10 protein-coding genes are annotated in these 17,883 nt (G+C 65.4%); all 10 read left to right on the plus strand.

The window, feature by feature from the left end:
• Positions 1 to 11 precede the first annotated feature (11 nt).
• The 10 genes from glgX to bcsA all read left to right on the plus strand — a co-directional run bounded on the left by glgX (position 12) and on the right by bcsA (position 17,876).
• Positions 12 to 2,297 (plus strand): glycogen debranching protein GlgX, encoded by a 2,286-nt coding sequence (gene glgX, locus JWQ90_RS15950; RefSeq protein WP_299695973.1) that lies wholly within the window; start codon positions 12 to 14, stop codon positions 2,295 to 2,297.
• Entirely contained in the window at positions 2,294 to 4,117 is a 1,824-nt protein-coding gene (treZ, locus tag JWQ90_RS15955; protein ID WP_299695974.1) for a malto-oligosyltrehalose trehalohydrolase, read from the plus strand. Before glgX ends, treZ begins: the two co-directional genes overlap by 4 nt.
• On the plus strand, positions 4,114 to 6,957 hold the full coding sequence (gene treY, locus JWQ90_RS15960; RefSeq protein ID WP_299695976.1) for a malto-oligosyltrehalose synthase: 2,844 nt from the start codon (positions 4,114 to 4,116) through the stop codon (positions 6,955 to 6,957). Before treZ ends, treY begins: the two co-directional genes overlap by 4 nt.
• Positions 6,958 to 7,122: 165 nt before the next feature.
• Positions 7,123 to 7,656: a nucleotide exchange factor GrpE gene (gene grpE, locus JWQ90_RS15965; protein WP_299695978.1), complete on the plus strand. Its 534-nt coding sequence runs from the start codon at positions 7,123 to 7,125 to the stop codon at positions 7,654 to 7,656.
• A gap of 116 nt (positions 7,657 to 7,772) precedes the next feature.
• A complete protein-coding gene (dnaK, locus tag JWQ90_RS15970) occupies positions 7,773 to 9,695 on the plus strand; it encodes a molecular chaperone DnaK (RefSeq protein ID WP_299695980.1) in 1,923 nt (640 codons plus the stop codon).
• A gap of 144 nt (positions 9,696 to 9,839) precedes the next feature.
• Complete coding sequence (gene dnaJ / locus JWQ90_RS15975) at positions 9,840 to 10,964, plus strand: molecular chaperone DnaJ (RefSeq protein ID WP_299695981.1); 1,125 nt, start codon at positions 9,840 to 9,842, stop codon at positions 10,962 to 10,964.
• A 305-nt stretch (positions 10,965 to 11,269) separates the two neighbouring features.
• A complete protein-coding gene (locus tag JWQ90_RS15980) occupies positions 11,270 to 11,752 on the plus strand; it encodes a hypothetical protein (RefSeq protein WP_299695983.1) in 483 nt (160 codons plus the stop codon).
• Between the two features lie 19 nt (positions 11,753 to 11,771).
• The gene (gene bcsR / locus JWQ90_RS15985) at positions 11,772 to 12,584 is read left to right on the plus strand and encodes a BcsR/BcsP family cellulose biosynthesis protein (RefSeq protein WP_299695985.1); all 813 of its coding nucleotides are present in this window, start codon (positions 11,772 to 11,774) and stop codon (positions 12,582 to 12,584) included.
• A gap of 21 nt (positions 12,585 to 12,605) precedes the next feature.
• Positions 12,606 to 13,382 (plus strand): cellulose biosynthesis protein BcsQ, encoded by a 777-nt coding sequence (gene bcsQ / locus JWQ90_RS15990; protein ID WP_299695986.1) that lies wholly within the window; start codon positions 12,606 to 12,608, stop codon positions 13,380 to 13,382.
• A 6-nt stretch (positions 13,383 to 13,388) separates the two neighbouring features.
• The gene (gene bcsA / locus JWQ90_RS15995; protein WP_299695987.1) at positions 13,389 to 17,876 is read left to right on the plus strand and encodes a UDP-forming cellulose synthase catalytic subunit; all 4,488 of its coding nucleotides are present in this window, start codon (positions 13,389 to 13,391) and stop codon (positions 17,874 to 17,876) included.
• The last annotated feature ends 7 nt before the right edge of the window (positions 17,877 to 17,883 follow it).

A 17,883-nucleotide genomic window follows, 5' to 3' on the forward strand; every position in this document is an offset into this window, starting at 1 on the left:
AAAGTCCTTGCATGGAATCGACTGTTCGGCAGAAAGCACGCACCGTGGTCTGGCCGGGTCGCTCGTATCCGCTGGGAGCAAGCTGGGACGGTGAAGGGGTCAATTTCGCGCTGTTTTCCGCCAATGCGGTAGCGGTGGATCTGTGCCTGTTCGACCCCAGCGGTCAGCATGAAATCGCCCGCGTCAGGCTGCCCGAATACAGCGATCAGATCTGGCACGGTTATCTGCCCGATGCGCGCCCGGGCCTGCTTTACGGCTACCGCGTGCATGGCCCTTACGCGCCCGAGCACGGGCATCGCTTCAACGCGAACAAGCTGCTGCTCGATCCTTACGCCAAGTCCATCGCCGGCGATCTGAACTGGAGCGACGCCAACTTCGGCTATCGCATCGGCCATACCAAGGACGATCTGTCTTTCGACAAGCGCGACAATGCGCGCTATATGCCGAAGTGCCGCGTCGTCGACACCTCTTTCACCTGGGGCGAGGACCGCCGGCCGCGCACCAGCTGGGAAGAAACCGTGATCATGGAAACCCATGTGAAGGGTTTCACCAAGCTGCATCCCGGCGTCGCCCAGAACAAGCGCGGCACCTTCGCCGGCCTGGTCGCGCCACCGGTGCTCGATCATCTGGTGCGCACCGGCGTCACTGCGGTGGAGCTGCTGCCGGTTCATCACTTCCTCAACGACCGGCATCTGGTCCAGCGCAACCTGACCAATTACTGGGGCTACAACTCGATCGGGTTTTTTGCGCCCGATCCGCGGTTTCTTTACAGCGGCCTGGTCGAAGAGTTCAAGACCACGGTCAAGCGCCTGCACGGCGCCGGCATCGAGGTGATTCTCGACGTGGTCTACAACCACACGGCCGAAGGCAATCATATGGGCCCGACCTTGTCGCTGCGCGGCATCGACAACGCCAGCTACTACCGGCTCACCGAAGATCCGCGCTACTACATGGATTTCACCGGCACCGGCAATACGCTCAACGTCGATCATCCGCGCGTGCTGCAGATGGTGATGGATTCGCTGCGCTACTGGGTCAGCGAGATGCATGTCGACGGCTTCCGGTTCGATCTGTGCTCGACGCTGGCGCGCGAGCACGGCAACTTCGATCCGGGTGCGGCTTTTCTCGATGCAGTGCGCCAGGATCCGCTGCTGAACACGGTGAAGATGATCGCCGAGCCCTGGGACCTGGGCCCTTACGGCTATCAGGTCGGCGGCTTTCCACCGGGCTGGGCGGAATGGAACGGCGCGTTCCGCGACACCGTGCGCAAGTTCTGGAAAGGCGATGGCGGCCTGCTCGCCGAGATGGGCAACCGCGTCACCGGCTCGTCGGATATCTACGATCACAACGGCCGCAGGCCGTGGTCGTCGATCAATTTCGTCACCGCGCACGACGGCTTCACCTTGCAGGATCTGGTGTCGTACAACGACAAGCACAACCAGGCCAACGGCGAAGACAATCGCGACGGCACCGACGACAACCTGTCGTGGAACTGCGGCGTCGAGGGACCGACCGATGACCCTGTGATCGTGAAGATTCGCGATCAGCTCAAGCGCAATCATCTGGCGACGCTGATCCTGTCGCTGGGTGTGCCGATGCTGCTGGCCGGCGACGAGATGGGCCGCTCGCAGAATGGCAACAACAATGCCTACTGCCAGGACGATGCGATCTCGTGGACGCAGTGGGAAAACCTGCGGCCCGAGGATCAGCGCCTGCAGGATTTCGTGCGCCGGGTGATCGCGCTGCGCCGCAGGCACCGGGTGTTTTCACGGCCCGGTTTCTTTCGCGGCAAGGTCATGGCCGCCGACGGGCTCAAGGACATTACCTGGCTTGCGCCCAGCGGTAACGAGCAAACCCACGAGGATTGGAACAACGGCATGGCGCGCTGTCTCGGCTGGGTGCTCGGCGGCGCGGCGGGCGAGTACTACACCCCGGGCGGCCAGCGCGACATCGACGACAGTTTCATGGTGCTGATGAATGCGCATCACGAAGAGATCGAGTTCTGCATGCCCGACATGAAGACCGAAATGCGCTGGGAATTGCTGATCGATACCGCGCTGGAATCGGGCTTTTCCGAAGAAGGCCGGTTCTTCTCCAGGGGCCAGTGCTACAGGATCCAGGGCCGCTCGATGGCACTGTTGATCAATCGCGCGGAGCCCGCCGGCTTCGCACGGATGACGCAGGCGGAAGCCGTCGGCCCGCCGACGATCGCCGAAGAGCCCGCCAACGACGAGAGTATCGACGCCGAGCCGGACGCCGAGCCGCTGGTGGCGCGCGCGCAGGCGGGCGCGGCGTGAAGCGCCATCGCGAGTTGCCGTTCGGTGCCGAATGTGTGGAGAACGGCGTGCGCTTCCGGCTGTGGGCGCCGGGTGTCGATGCCGCGGAGCTGGTTATCGACGGCGGCGAAACATGGAGGATGAATCGGGCCGGGCAGGGTTTCTTCGAGCTGATCACCGATCAGGCCAGGGCCGGCACTCGCTATCGCTATCGCGTCGCCGACATACTGGTGCCCGATCCGGCATCACGCTATCAGCCCGAGAGCGTTGCCGGCCCCAGCGTGGTGGTCGATGCGCGGGCCTTCGACTGGCAGGACCGCGACTGGCGCGGCCGACCCTGGCACGAGGCCGTCGTCTACGAGTTGCACGTGGGCTGCTTCTCGCAGGCGGGTACTTTCGACGGCGTCATCGCGCACTTCGATCATCTGCTGGATATCGGCATCAATGCGATCGAGTTGATGCCGGTCGCCGAGTGCCCGGGCCGCTGGAACTGGGGCTACGACGGCGTGCTGTTGTTTGCGGTCGAGGAGCGCTACGGCGGGCCCGATGGCCTGAAGCGCCTGGTCCAGGCGGCGCATCGTCGCGGCATCTCGGTGATCCTCGACGTGGTCTACAACCACTTCGGACCGGACGGCAACTACCTGTCACTGTATGCGCCGGATTTCTTCACATCCAGGCATCAGACGCCCTGGGGCGCCGCGATCAATTTCGACGACGCGCGTTCCGATATCGTGCGCTCGTTCTTCATCGAGAACGCGCTGTACTGGCTGCAGGAGTATCACCTCGACGGCCTGCGCTTCGATGCGGTGCACGCGATCCGCGACGACAGCCGGCCCGACATCGTCGTCGAACTCGGCCAGCGTATCCGCGAGACGATCAGGGAGCGGCCGATCCATCTGATCCTGGAGAACGACCAGAATCGCAGCAGCGTGATCGGCCAGGCTTATCAGGGCCCCGGTCCGCATACCGCGCAATGGAACGATGATTTTCATCATGTGCTGCGGGTGTCGATCACCGACATGCGTGGTGGCTATTACGACGACTACACGCTCGGCGAGGGTCAGCCGCAGCAATACGTCGCGCGAGTGCTCGCCGAAGGCTTCGCGTATCAGGGCGAGGCATCGAAACATCGCGATAACACCACGCGCGGTGAGCCGAGCGCTGCCTTGCCGCCGACCGCGTTCGTATCCTTCATCCAGAATCACGACCAGGTCGGCAATCATGCATTTGGCTGGCGGCTCGGCAAATTCGCCAAGCCAGAAGCAATACGCGCCGGCACTGCGGTGCTGCTGCTGGCGCCGCAGATTCCGATGCTGTGGATGGGCCAGGAATGGAACAGCGAGCAGCCATTCCCGTTCTTCTGCGATTTTGGCGGCGAGCTTGCGGACGCGGTGCGCAAGGGGCGCATCGAGGAGTTCAAATCCTTCCCCGAGTTTCAGGACCCCGAGGCGATCAAGCGCATTCCCGATCCGCTCGCCGAGACAACGTTTCAAAGCGCGGTGCTCGACTGGTCCGAGCCGGCGCGCAAAGCGCAGTGGACGAAGCTGCATCGAGACATGCTTGCGGTGCGCCGCGAGCATGTGGTGCCGCGCATGGCAACTTCGCGTGGCGGCTCGGGGACCAGTGCCGTCGACGAGCAGGGCGCGATCTATGTGCACTGGCGCTTCGGTGATGGCGCGGTGCTGCAGCTGGTTGCGAATCTGAGCGACAGCAGCGTTGCAGTCGATGCTGGCAAAGTGCTCGGCCGCCGCGTTTATGCGACGGCCGATCTGGACGGCGGCGATCTGCCGCCCTGGTATGTCGCGCTCAACGTCGTCGACCGGCAAGGAGCGCTAGCATGAGGCAGCCGCCGACGCTGCCGCGCGCGACCTATCGCGTGCAGCTGCATCAGGACTTCCGCTTCGACGATGCGGCCGCCCTGGCCGGTTATCTGGCCGATCTCGGGTTCTCGCATCTGTACGCCTCGCCGATCATGGCGGCCAAGCCGGGCTCGATGCATGGCTACGACATCGTCGATCACAACCGCTTCAATCCCGAACTGGGCGGCGAGGAGGGTTTTGAACGCCTGATTGCGGCGCTCGACGAACACGGCCTGGGCCTGATCCTCGACATCGTGCCCAACCACGTCGGCATCGGCGTCGACAACGCCGCCTGGATGGACGTGCTCGAATGGGGCCAGCGTTCGCCGCATGCGCTGGATTTCGACATCGACTGGAAATCCAGCCGGCGCAATCTCGAAGGCAAGGTTCTGCTGCCGGTGCTCGGCGACCAGTTCGGCCTGGTGCTGGAGCGCGGTGAAATCGCGCTGAAGTTCGACGCCCGAACCGGCAGCATCAGCGCCTGGTACTACGAGAACCGTCTGCCGATCTCGGCCATGGATTACGCGGAGCTGCTGGAGCCCGCCTTGCTGACGGCGGTGGGCGAGGGCAGGCACCGGCTGGCCAATCTGGTTCGCGACTTCCAGTTGCTGAAGGAGCAGCCCGGCTCGGATACCGCGGTGCGCGAAACCGCGGCCTCGCTGAAGCAGCAGCTGGCCGAAACCCTGGCCGACGAGTCCGGCCTGGGCGACCTGATCCAGCAGGCGCTCGCCAGCGTCGGCGGACACGAAGGCGACCGGCAGAGCTGGGACCGGCTCGGCCTGCTGCTCGACCGGCAGAGTTATCGCGCCGCGTACTGGCGCGTGTCGTCGGACGAGGTCAACTACCGGCGCTTCTTCGACATCAACGAACTCGCCGGCCTGCGCGTCGAACGCCGCGAGCTGTTCGACGAAGTGCATCGCACGACGCTGCGCCTGGTCGCCGAAAACAAGGTGCAGGGCCTGCGCATCGATCATATCGACGGCCTGTTCGATCCGCGCCAATACAGTGAGCGCCTCAGTGAACGCCTCGCGCGGTGCCTGCAGGACGCGGCCGGCAAGCTCGACGCACCGGCGTACATCCTGCTCGAGAAAATCCTCGCGCACTACGAAGAGTTGCCCGGCGACTGGCCGGTCGCCGGCACCACTGGCTACGACACGCTGAACCTGCTCGGCGGCCTGTTCGTCGACCCGGATTCCGAGCGTGCGCTGTCGACGATCTACCGCCGCTACAGCGGCGAGCGCAAGCCCTATGACGAGATCCTGTACGAGTGCAAGAAGCTGATCGTGCAGAACAACCTGGCCAGCGAGATGGGTGTGCTTGCCAACGCGGTGCAGACGCTCAGCGCCAGCCAGTGGCGCTCGCGCGATTTCACTTACGCGGCGATCCGCAAGGGGCTGGAAGAACTGGTGGCGCGCTTCCCGGTGTATCGCACGTATCTGGACGAGAGCGGGCGCCTGTCTGCGGCGGACCGCCGCTATATCGAGTGGGCGGTGGGCCTGGCCAAGAAGAACGCGGGGCCGATCGAAACCTCGATCTTCGATTTCATCGGCAGCATCCTGAGCGGCGATCTGGCGGCCGAAGGCTCGCCGTATTCGGGCCAGGCGGTGCGGCTGGCGGCGATGCGCTTTCAGCAGCTGTCCGGCCCGGCGATGGCCAAGGGCCTGGAAGACACCAGTTTCTATCGCTACTTCCGGCTGCTGGTGCACAACGAAGTCGGCGGCGACCCGCGCCGCTACGCGGTGTCGCCGTCGGCGTTTCACAAGGCCAATGCCCAGCGCCTGCAGCAGCATCCGCTGGACATGATCGGCGGCAGCACGCACGACACCAAGCGCGGCGAAGACGCGCGGGCGCGCATCGCCTGCCTGAGCGGCCTGAGCACCGAATGGGCGGCGCGGCTGCGCTTCTGGTCGCGCAGCAACCGGCGGCTGGCCGGCGAGGTCGACGGCGAGCCGGCGCCAGACTTCAATCACCAGTACTACTTCTATCAGACGCTGATCGGCGCCTGGCCCGCGGATCTGGCGATCGACGACGCGGCCGGCCTGGCCTCGCTGGCCGAGCGGGTCGAGGGCGCGATGCTGAAGGCGGCGCGCGAAGGCAAGCAGCGCTCGAGCTGGACCCAGCCCAACGAGGCCTACGAACAGGCCCTGGCGCGCTTCGTCAAAGGTGCGCTGATGCCGGGCGCCGGCAACCCGTTTCTGGCCGACTTCCAGCGCTTTGCTGCGCGCGTCGCCTGGTTCGGCGCACTGACTTCGCTGTCGCAGACCCTGCTGCGGCTGACCATGCCCGGCGTGCCCGACATCTATCGCGGCTCCGAGCTGTGGGAGCTGTCGATGGTCGATCCGGACAATCGCCGGCCGGTGGATTACGCCGACGTCCGCGCCAAATCCGCATCGCTGGCCCGGCTCAGCGGCGCGGGGGCCGCCAGCGAGCTGCTGGCGCACTGGCAGGACGGCCGGGTGAAGCTGCACCTGATCCGCAGCGTGCTGCGCCTGCGCCGCGAGCGGCCCGGCCTGTTCGCGTCCGGCAGCTACGAGGCGATCACCGCCACCGGAGCCAGGGCCGAGCTGCTGCTCGCGTTCCGCCGGCAGGGCGAGGACGCGGCGCTGATCGTGCTGGCGCCGCGGCTGTGGCCGCAGTTGGCGGGCGAGACCCAGACCGCCGCGTCCGCGGCGGCCGGCTGGGCCGATACCTCGATCACGCTGGCGGCCGGCCGCTATTGCGACGTGTTGAGCGGCCGGGGCCTCGAGTTGCCGTCCGATCAGTCCCTGCCGCTGGCCCGGCTGCTGGCCGATTTTCCCGTGGGACTGCTGCTGAAGGCCTGAGGTCGCTACAATCGCGGCCCCAACGGCTGGCGCGTTTGCTAACGGCCAGCGGCGGCTTCGGCTGTTTTGGGGCTTGAACGACCTGTTTTTGCCCCCAAAACAAGCCGCACACGACGTTTTTCATACAAAACCCCTACAGAACCCAGACATCATTCGACTCAGACCATGACGGCGACTCCCGAACCTTCGATAGACGAGACCGCTACCGCGGCCGACGCCCCGCCCGACCTGGCCGCGCTGACTGCCCAGATCGAGGATCTGCGTGCCCAGGCCCAGGCCGCCCGCGAGGCGCAACTGCGGGCGCTGGCTGAACTCGACAACGTGCGCAAGCGCGCCGAACGCGAGATCGGCGCGGCGTCCAAGTTCGGGGCCGAGAAGCTGCTCGGCGAGTTGCTCGGCATTTCCGACTCCGTCGATCTGGGCCTGCAGGCCGCATCGGCACCCGACGTGCAGGTCAAGACCATCGTCGAAGGTCTGGAGCTGACGCGCCGCCAGCTGGTGGCGCTGCTGGAGAAGCAGGGCGTGACCCAGGTCGACCCCAGGGGTCAGCCGTTCAACCCCGACTTCCACGAGGCGGTCAGCATGGTGCCTTCGGCCGATGTGCCGCCCAACCATGTGCTCAACGTGATGCAGAAGGGCTACAAGCTGCACGAGCGGCTGCTGCGTCCGGCAATGGTGATCGTCGCTCGCGCACCCTGACCTGCGTCAAGGCTTTATGGCGGTACCCGGTAAAAACTCTCTTGAATGCCGACGACCGGCCACTAGATAGGCAGCAGTCGTCGGCAATACGAACCAATATTTTCGGAGTTACTCAAATGGCAAGAATCATCGGCATCGACCTCGGCACCACCAATTCCTGCGTCGCCATCATGGAAGGCGGCACGGTCAAGGTCATCGAGAACAGCGAAGGCGAGCGCACCACGCCGTCGATCGTCGCCTACGCCGACGACGGCCAGGTGATCGTCGGCCGCGCCGCCAAGCGCCAGGCCGTGACCAATCCGCACAACACGCTGTATGCGGTGAAGCGCCTGATCGGCCGCCGCTTCGAAGACAGCGTCGTGCAGAAAGACATCGGCATGGTGCCCTACAAGATCATCAAGGCGCCCAACGGCGACGCCTGGATCGACGTCAAGGGCAAGAAGCTGTCGGCGCCGGAAATCTCCGCGCAGACCCTGCTGAAGATGAAGAAGACCGCCGAAGACTATCTCGGCGAAACCGTCACCGAAGCCGTGATCACGGTGCCGGCCTACTTCAACGACAGCCAGCGCCAGGCGACCAAGGACGCCGGCAAGATCGCCGGCCTGGACGTCAAGCGCATCATCAACGAGCCGACCGCGGCCGCGCTGGCTTTCGGCCTGGACAAAGTCAAGGGCGACCGCAAGATCGCGGTGTACGATCTCGGCGGCGGCACCTTCGACGTGTCGATCATCGAGATCGCCGAAGTCGATGGCGAGCACCAGTTCGAAGTGCTGTCCACCAACGGCGACACCTTCCTGGGTGGCGAAGACTTCGACATGCGCGTGATCGAATACATCGCCGACGAGTTCAAGAAAGAGCAGGGCATCGACCTGCGCAAGGACCCGCTCGCATTGCAGCGCCTGAAAGAGGCCGCCGAGAAGGCCAAGATCGAGCTGTCCAGCACCACCCAGACCGACATCAACCTGCCGTACGTGACCGCCGACGCCTCCGGCCCGAAGCATCTGAATATCAAGATGACGCGCTCCAAGCTGGAGTCGCTGGTCGACGAGCTGATCGCCAAGACCATCGAGCCCTGCAAGATTGCGCTCAAGGATGCCGGCCTGAAGGCAGGCGACATCCAGGAAGTGATCATGGTCGGCGGCCAGACCCGCATGCCCAAGGTGCAGGACGCGGTCAAGGAGTTCTTCGGCCGCGAACCGCGCCGTGACGTCAACCCCGACGAGGCGGTCGCTGTCGGCGCCGCGATCCAGGGCGCCGTGCTGTCCGGCGAGGTCAAGGACGTGCTGCTGCTCGACGTCACTCCGCTGAGCCTGGGCATCGAAACCCTGGGCGGCAAGATGACCAAGCTGATCGAGAAGAACACCACGATCCCGACCCGCAAGAGCGAGACCTTCACCACCGCCGACGACAACCAGACGGCCGTGACGATCCAGGTGTTCCAGGGCGAGCGCGAAGTCGCCTCGGCCAACAAGATGCTCGGCCGTTTCGACCTCACCGACATCCCGCCGGCCAGCCGCGGCATGCCGCAGATCGAAGTGACTTTCGACATCGACGCCAACGGCATCCTGAATGTCGGCGCCAAGGACAAGGCCACCGGCAAGAGCCAGAGCATCGTCATCAAGGCGAACTCGGGCCTCAGCGACGCCGAGATCCAGCAGATGATCAAGGACGCCGAAGCCCACGCCGAGGACGACAAGAAGTTCAACGAGCTGGTCACCGCCCGCAACCAGGCCGACCAGCTGATCCACGGCGTCGAAAAGTCGCTGAAGGATCTGGCCGACCAGGTGCAGGCTGACGAGAAGACCCAGATCGAGTCCGCGATCAGCGAGCTGCGCGAAGCGGTCAAGAGCGGCGACAAGGACGCGATCGACGCCAAGAGCGCGGTGCTGTCCGAGTCCGCCGGCAAGCTCGCCGAGCGCGCCTACGCCAAGGCCGGTGCCGCCGAGGGCGCCTCGCCGAACGCCAAGAACGCGGGTGGCAACAAGGACGGAGACGTGATGGACGCGGAGTTCACCGAAGTCAACGACGACAAGAAATAAGTCGGCGATGAGCGAACGGGAGACGGGCGAGAAATCGCCCGTCTCCTTTTGCGTCTCTAGCGCGGTCCTTGCTTCCACCAAGTTGTTCGCCAAACTATTCGCCGATCCATACCCCGTTCCAACTCTTCTGGATTTCCCGGTCTCATGAGCAAGCGTGACTATTACGAAGTTCTCGGTGTCAGCCGCCAGGCCAGCGACGAGGAACTGAAAAAAGCTTATCGCCGCCTGGCGATGAAGCTGCACCCGGACCGCAATCCGGGTGACACCGCTGCCGAAGAGAAATTCAAGGAGGCCAACGAGGCCTACGAAGTGCTGACCGACGCGCAGAAGCGCGCGATCTACGACGAGCACGGTCACGAAGGCCTGCAGCGCGGTGGTGCCGGCGGTGGTTTCGGCGAAGGCGGTTTCAGCGACATCTTCGGCGACGTCTTCAGCGACATTTTTGGCGGCGGCGGTGGCCGTCGCAGCGGGCCGCGCCGCGGCTCCGACCTGCGCTACATGATGGAGCTGAGCCTGGAGCAGGCGGTGTTCGGATCGGCCGAGACGATCCGCATTCCGACTTTGGCAGACTGCGCCAGCTGCAACGGCCAGGGCACCGCCGACGGCAAGGCGCCGCCCAAGTGCATCAGCTGTGCAGGCAGCGGCCAGGTGCGCGTGCAGCAGGGTTTCTTCGTTCTGCAACAGACCTGCCCGCATTGCCGCGGTCGCGGCACCCAGATCAGCGATCCCTGCAAGACCTGCCGCGGCGCCGCCAAGATCCGCCGCGAGAAGACCCTCGAGGTCAAGATCCCGGCCGGCGTCGATACCGGCGATCGCATCCGCCTGACCGGCGAAGGCGAGGCCGGCGAGCGCGGCGCACCTCCGGGTGATCTGTACGTGCAGGTCAACGTCAAGCCGCACGAGTTCTTCGAGCGCGATGGCAGCGATCTGTACTGCACGGTGCCGATCGACTTCGTCACCGCCGCGCTCGGCGGCGAGCTCGACGTGCCGACCCTGGCCGGCCGCGCCCAGCTCAAGCTGCCGGAGGAAACCCAGACCGGCAAGGTGTTCCGCCTGCGCGGCAAGGGCGTCAAGTCGGTGCGCGGCGGTGCGATCGGCGACCTGCTATGCACGGTCGTGATCGAGACGCCGGTGCGCCTGAACAAGAAGCAGCGCGAGAGCCTGCGCGAGTTCGGCGCCTCGCTACAGGGCGACGGCAGCACCCGCCACAATCCCGAAGCCGCAGGCTGGCTGGACCGGGCCAAGAAGTTCTTCGGCGCGGCGGATTAGCGGCGCGATGCCTGACGTGTAGGAGCGGGTCATACCCGCGACTGCGGCCCCACCGGCGCAGTCGCGGGTATGACCCGCTCCTACAACTGCGGGAAATATCCGGCGTGGTTGTGGAGCAAATTGCCCAGCGGCGCGCACGGCGCTGACATCGAGTTCAATATGCGCCCCAGCCGTAGCGCTGACATGGGCGATGCGTATGCCTGTAAGTTACGGCCTTGGCATTGTTATCAAAGCTTTCCCCGATTAACTTAACGGCATTCGCAGCGCGCTCGCCTGACCCGGGGCGAACGCGAACAAGGGACCGCATGAGCGATTTGGAACAGGGCAGTCTCCAGTATTTCCACAGCCGGGCGTCCCACAGCCTGTGGTTGCCTCTGCTGCGTGCGCTTGCCGATGAACTCAATGCGCAGATGCCGCCGGAAGAGCTGCGTTCGTTTTTCTTCGCGATCGGCGGGCGCATCGCGGCGGCCGACCCGCTGCCGGCCGGCACCTCGCTGGCCGATCTGGAGCGCAACGCCAACCATTGGTTCGGCTACGCCGGCTGGGGCTGGGTCAAGATCCGCGATCTGCAGTCCTCGCTCGAGTTTGTCCATGCCTGCGCTCCGCTGCGCCAGGCTTTCGGCGACGTCGCGCTGGCCTGGTCGCCGGCCGTCATCGAAGGCATCTACGCGGCCTGGCTGAAACGACTGGGCGCAAGCGGCCCGCTGGAACTGCACCAGGTCGGCGGCGTCGAGGGCCCGGTCGACGTGCTGCGTTTCCGCCTGGCTCATCCCAGCTACTTCGTCTGAGCGCCCGAGCCCGTCCGCCATGGCCGATCGTAGCGACGACATCAAGCAGCTGTTCTCGCATCTGGGTCTGAACCCGGGCGACTACCAGGAGCTGCGCGAGAAAACCCGCGCCGCGACTCGTGGCGGATCGCTGATGCCGCCGACCGTCGCACCGACGACCCTTGCTGCGGCCACCGTCCAGCTGCCGCCGACCGTTCCGGCCGCGGTACCGATGCCGCCGCCGATCGCGCCCACGACGATCGCGCCGCCGCCGGTGCGTCTGCAGGCGCCGACCGTGACACCGGTTGCGGCTGCTGCGACCGACTTGTCCACGCGCTGGTCCTTGCTGCGTGCCGCGGTGGAAACACCGACTCGCGTTGCCCAGATCGAACGCAGTCAGGCACCGATCGCGCCCGTCGAAATGCCGATTCCGGTGATCAGCGAGGACCAGCCGACGCGCCGCCTGTTCATGGAGTTGAGCCGTCGTCCGGTCGCCGAAGCCGTCGATCAGCTCACCGAGGCGGCTCGCCGGCGCTGGCGGGAGCCGGTGGCTCCGGCCGAGCCCATGCGGCCGCCCGCAGCAGCGCCGGTTTCGGCCGAGGCGCCGCAAGCCCCGGCGCCTGGCGCGCCGACTTTTGCCGATGCCGGGCCGTCTGCAGAGGTGCCGGCCAGCGGCGAACTGCTCAGCACCTTCCGTCGCCTGGTCGCGCCCGAACGCGTAGCGCAGCAGAAGCCGGCACATCTGCACTTCAACTACAGTGCCGATTCCATCGCGCCACGTGCCATGCAGGCGCGCGAGGAGAATCTGGGCGATGTATTCAGCCGGATTTCCGACCCGCGTCCGCCGCGCTGAGCGCTCGGCGGCGTATCGCACGTGAATCCACGCTCAACGCTCGTTGCCGTCGTATCGCCCAAGGGTGGAGTCGGCAAGACGAGCGTCGTCGCCAATCTGGCGATGGCCCTGGTCGATCGCCAGCGGCCGGTGCTCGCGGTCGATCTCGATCCGCAGAACGCGCTGCGCCTGCATCTGCGCATGCCGGTCGACGATGCGCGCGGCCTGGCGGTGCAGGGCCTGCAGCAGTGGACGCTGGCAGGCGCGGAATTCGCCAGCCCTTATGGGGTACGCCTGCTGCCTTACGGCTCGCTGGCCGAGTCGGATCGCCGCGACTTCGAGCGCGGCCTCGATCGCGATCCAGATTGGCTGCGGCGCAATCTGCAACAGGTTCCGGCCGAGCCGGGCACGATCACGCTGATCGACACGCCGCCCGGCGGTTCGCTGTATCTGCAGCAGGCTCTGCTCGCTGCCGATGTCGCGCTGACGGTGCTGCTGCCCGATGCGGCTTCGTTCGTCACCATCGCCAGTATGGAAAGATGGCTAGCCGAGTACTGCCGTTCCCGTTCAGAGTTCGCGAGTTCCTATTACCTGGTCAACCGGATGAACGCGGCCCGCCCGCTGTGCCGCGACGTGCTGGCCGCGATGCAAGGCGAGCTCGGCTACCGGCTGGTACCGTCGGTGCTGCGCTTCGACGCGTTGGTGGAGGAGGCCCTGGCCTCGCAGGCTCCGGTTTCGCGTTATGCGCCAGACTCGATCGCCGCGCAGGATGCCGGCCAGATCGCCGACTGGCTACTGAACCAGCCAGAGTTTAGGTAAAGACCGATGCCCCTGATCAACAATCTGGACCGCCGCATCGAGCATCTGATCGAGAAGCCGCTCTGGGAGCATCCCTGGGCGCTGTGGGGCGTGCTGCTGGTCTGTGTGCTGCCGATCTACGTGGTGGTCACGGTGCCCTTGTCGCTGAGTTGGCAGTTTGCTTTCGGCGTCGCGATGTTCCTGGCCGCGACCTGGCTGAACCGCATCGAAGGGCGCCTGGTGTCCTTGATGATGATGGGCATCTCGGTGCTGGTTTCGACCCGCTACATGTACTGGCGCGTCACCGAATCGGTGAGTTTCTCGGCGCATTCGGTGTTCGACAACGGCTTCGCGATCGGCCTGATCCTGGCTGAGTTCTATGCCTATGTCGTGCTGGTGCTCGGCTATTTCCAGGTGCTGTGGCCGCTGCAGCGCAAGCCCAGCCCGCTGATGTCGCCGCCGACGCAGTGGCCGACGGTCGACATCTATATCCCGACCTACAACGAGCCGCTGAAAGTGGTGCGGCCGACGGTGCTCGCCGCGCTGGCGATGGACTGGCCGAAAGATCGCTTCAACGTCTACGTGCTCGACGACGGACGCCGCCAGGAGTTCAAGGACTTCTGCGCCGCGGTCGGCGTCACCCACATTACGCGCAACGACTCCAAGCACGCCAAGGCCGGTAACCTGAACCGGGCGATGGAGAAGACCCACGGCGAGTACATCGCGATCTTCGACTGCGATCACGTGCCGACGCGCTCGTTTCTGCAGATCACGCTCGGCTGGTTTTTGAAGGACAAGAAGCTGGGCATGCTGCAGACGCCTCACCATTTCTTCTCGCCCGATCCGTTCGAGCGCAACCTCGGCACGTTCCGCAAGGTGCCCAACGAGGGCGAACTGTTCTACGGCCTGCTGCAGGACGGCAACGATTTCTGGAACGCGACCTTCTTCTGCGGCTCCTGCGCGGTGCTGCGCCGCACCGCCTTGATGGAAGTGGGCGGCATCGCGGTCGAGACCGTAACCGAGGACGCGCATACCTCGCTGAAGATGCATCGGCGCGGCTGGAACACGGCCTACATCAACCTCGCGCAGGCCGCGGGCCTGGCCACCGAATCGCTGTCGGCGCATGTCGGCCAGCGTATTCGCTGGGCGCGCGGCATGGCGCAGATTTTCCGCACCGACAATCCGATGTTCGGCAAGGGCCTGAACTTCGGCCAGCGGCTGTGCTACACCAACGCGATGCTGCATTTCTTTTATGGCCTGCCGCGGCTGGTGTTCCTGACCGCGCCGCTGTCGTACCTGTTCTTCCAGGCGCACATCATCCAGGCTGGCGCGCTGGTGATTCTGGCCTACGCCGCGCCGCACATCATGCACGCCAACCTGACCAACTCGCGTCTGCAGGGGCCGTTCCGGCATTCGTTCTGGGCCGAGGTCTACGAGACCGTGCTCGCGACCTACATCCTGGTGCCGACGCTGCTGGCCTTGATCAACCCGAAGCTGGGCACTTTCAACGTGACCGCGAAGGGCGGCCTGGTGAAGCACGAGTATTTCGATCGCGATATCGCCAAGCCCTACGTGACGATCCTGGTGCTGAACATCCTCGGCCTGCTGGTCGGCGTGATGCGGCTGCTGTTCTGGAACACCCACGAACTCGACACTGTCGTGCTGAACCTGCTGTGGACCACGTACAACATCATCATCGTCGGCGCGGCTCTGTCGGTGGCCTGGGAATCGCGGCAGATCCGCGCGTCGATCCGCGTCTCCACCGACATCGGCGCGCTGGTGCGGGTGCCGGGCGGCCCGGAGATCGCGGCGACGACGATCGATCTGTCGGAAGGCGGCACCGCGCTGACCCTGACGCAAGCCCTGCATCTGCCGCTGGACGCGCATGTGCAGGTCGCGCTGGCGCCGGAATACAAGAAAGTCTGGATCGACGCGACGGTGACGCGCTCGACCGGCGACGTGCTGGCGATGCAGTTCTCCGAGATGAACCTGCGCCAGGAGAGCCAGCTGATCTATGCGATCTTCGGCCGGGCCGACGCCTGGGTTCACTGGGCCGAGAATCGTCCGATGGACGATATGGCGCACTCATTCAGACAAGTGTTGGCGCTGGGCACCGTAGGGACGCTCAGAATGGTCAATGTGGGCTTTGCGACGGCGGGAAGTGAAATGAAACAGTCTTTGAAGAAAATGATCCGGTCGCTCCGGCCGCGCAAGGCGATTGTGACGGGCTTGCTGATCGGTCTGGCCTGCGGGAGTGCCGGCTTCAGCCCGCCGAGCCGCGCGCAGGACGGCAATCTGGCGCAGCCGGCCGGCACGCTGCCATCATCGGCGGTGTCGCAGGCGCTCGCCCAACCGACGGCGCTGAACTCGTCGACTCGCACCGAGACGCGCTCGCTGAGCTTCAAGGACCTGGGCGTGCAGAAGCCGATCCGGCTGCGCGGCGTACAGGGTGAGTACGCGATCCCGCTTTCGGTGCGCGACGACGAGGTCATCACCAAGGCCAGGCTGAAGATCAAGTTCGCGCATTCACCGGCGCTGCTCTACAACATCAGCCACCTGAACATCCTGGTGAACAGCGAACTGGTCGGCACGATCCGCATCAACGACGAAACCGCCGGCGGTGCCGAGCGCGAGATCGACGTCGATCCGCGCCTGTTCGTGCAGTACAACCAGATCGGCCTGCAGGCGATCATGTCGTACACGATGGACTGCCAGAACCCGGTCGATTCCAGCCTGTGGACGATCGTCAGCAATACCTCGTCTCTCGACGTCGAGGTGCAACCGCTGGCGCTGCCCAACGACCTGAAGACCCTGCCGCAGCCGTTCTTCGACGCGCGCGATTCGCGCAAGCTGAGCCTTCCGTTCGTGTTCACCTCGGCTCCCGGCCTGCAGGAACTCGAGGCGGCCGGCGTGATCGCCTCGTGGTTCGGCTCTATTGCGACTTATCGCGCCGCCAGCTTCCCGGTCTACATCAACCAGCTGCCGCCTGGCCACGCGGTGGTGATTTCCAGCAATGGTGCGCTGCCCGAAGGTTTGCAGCTGCCGGGCGGCAGTGGCGGCGCCAAGGTCAGCATGATCGACAACCCGCGAGGCCGTGGTGCCAAGCTGCTGGTGGTGTCGGGCAGCGACGGCGCGGCGCTGAACATGGCGGCGCGCGCGCTGACCCTGAGCACGCAGGCGCTGACCGGCGACAACGTCTCGGTGCGCGAGCTGACCGAACCCAAGGAGCGCAAGGCCTACGACGCGCCGCGCTGGGTACCGACGGACCGGCCGGTGCCGGTGGGCGAGCTGGTCGAGCCGTATGCGCTGGAAGCCACTGGCCTGTATCCAGAGCCGATCCGCGTGCCGTTCCATGCTCCGCCCGATCTGTTCACCTGGCGCGGCGAAGGCATGAAGCTGAAGCTGAAATACCGCTACACGCCGACCGTGGGTTCCAAGTCGACCTTGAACATCAACAGCAACGGCGAGTTCGTGTCGGCCGTGGCGCTGTCGTCGACCGGTGAGGACCAGGCCTCGGCCGATCGCATCAACCTGCCGTTCGTGTCGCAGTACGACTCGATCAACACCGCCACCGTCTACGTGCCGGACTACAAGTTCGGCGCCGACAATGCGCTGCAGTTCCAGTACTACTTCGAGCGCAAGAAGGAAGGCCCCTGCAAGGACGTGGTGCTGGACAACCTGCGCGGATCGATCGACGAAGACTCCACGATCGACCTGTCGGCGTATCCGCACTACACCCATCTGCCGGAACTGGCTCTGTTCGCCAATGGCGCCTTCCCGTTCAGCAAGTACGCCGACCTGGCGCAGACCGGCATCGTCGTCCCCGAAGCAATGGGCGCCAAGGATATCGAGGCCTATCTGACGGTGATGGGCCGCATCGGCAATGCCACCGGCTATCCGGCGTATCGCTTCAAGCTCGGCCACGCCGCCGATGTCGGCGGCATGGCCGACCGCGATATCCTGGTGCTGGGCTCCGGTCCGAGCCAGCCGCTGCTGGATCAATGGGCGGAGCAGATGCCGATGACGTTCTCGGGCGGCGTCACGCGCCTGCGCATCATCGGCCCGGTCGAGCGCCTGCGCGCGCGCTGGGAAGGCCGCGACATCGAGGCGGCGATGGACCATGCCGGCAATGTAATCCTGCAGGCCGGCCGCAGCCTGGCGGCGATGATGAGCTTCGAGTCGCCGCTGTCCTCCAGCCATACCGTGGTCGTGCTGACCGCCGGTGACGGCGATCGGCTGGCGGAACTCGCCAGCATCCTGTCCGACAGCGGCAAGACCCAGTTCCTGCGCGGCGACCTGGTGCTGCTCAACGGCGAGGAGATCAACCACTACGTGATGGGCAGTCAGTACGCCGTCGGCCATCTGCCGTTCTTCACCGCGCTGCGTTGGTGGTTCGCGCAGCAGCCGGTGATCCTGGCCTTCGTCGCGTTGTTCGCGGCGCTGCTGGTCGCGGTGGTGCTGTTCCGCACGCTGCGCCGCATGGCGGTCAGCCGCAAGAGCGGTGCCGGCCACTGACACAATC

This window comes from Hydrocarboniphaga sp. (assembly GCF_028291725.1).
GTDB lineage: Bacteria > Pseudomonadota > Gammaproteobacteria > Nevskiales > Nevskiaceae > Hydrocarboniphaga.

Bases quoted from the DNA above. Each gene is read 5' to 3' on its own strand.
- bcsA (WP_299695987.1), top strand. From the start codon at position 13,389: ATGCCCCTGATCAACAATCTGGACCGCCGCATCGAGCATCTGATCGAG.
- glgX (WP_299695973.1), top strand. From the start codon at position 12: ATGGAATCGACTGTTCGGCAGAAAGCACGCACCGTGGTCTGGCCGGGT.
- dnaK (WP_299695980.1), top strand. From the start codon at position 7,773: ATGGCAAGAATCATCGGCATCGACCTCGGCACCACCAATTCCTGCGTC.
- dnaJ (WP_299695981.1), top strand. From the start codon at position 9,840: ATGAGCAAGCGTGACTATTACGAAGTTCTCGGTGTCAGCCGCCAGGCC.
- JWQ90_RS15980 (WP_299695983.1), top strand. From the start codon at position 11,270: ATGAGCGATTTGGAACAGGGCAGTCTCCAGTATTTCCACAGCCGGGCG.
- treY (WP_299695976.1), top strand. From the start codon at position 4,114: ATGAGGCAGCCGCCGACGCTGCCGCGCGCGACCTATCGCGTGCAGCTG.
- grpE (WP_299695978.1), top strand. From the start codon at position 7,123: ATGACGGCGACTCCCGAACCTTCGATAGACGAGACCGCTACCGCGGCC.
- bcsR (WP_299695985.1), top strand. From the start codon at position 11,772: ATGGCCGATCGTAGCGACGACATCAAGCAGCTGTTCTCGCATCTGGGT.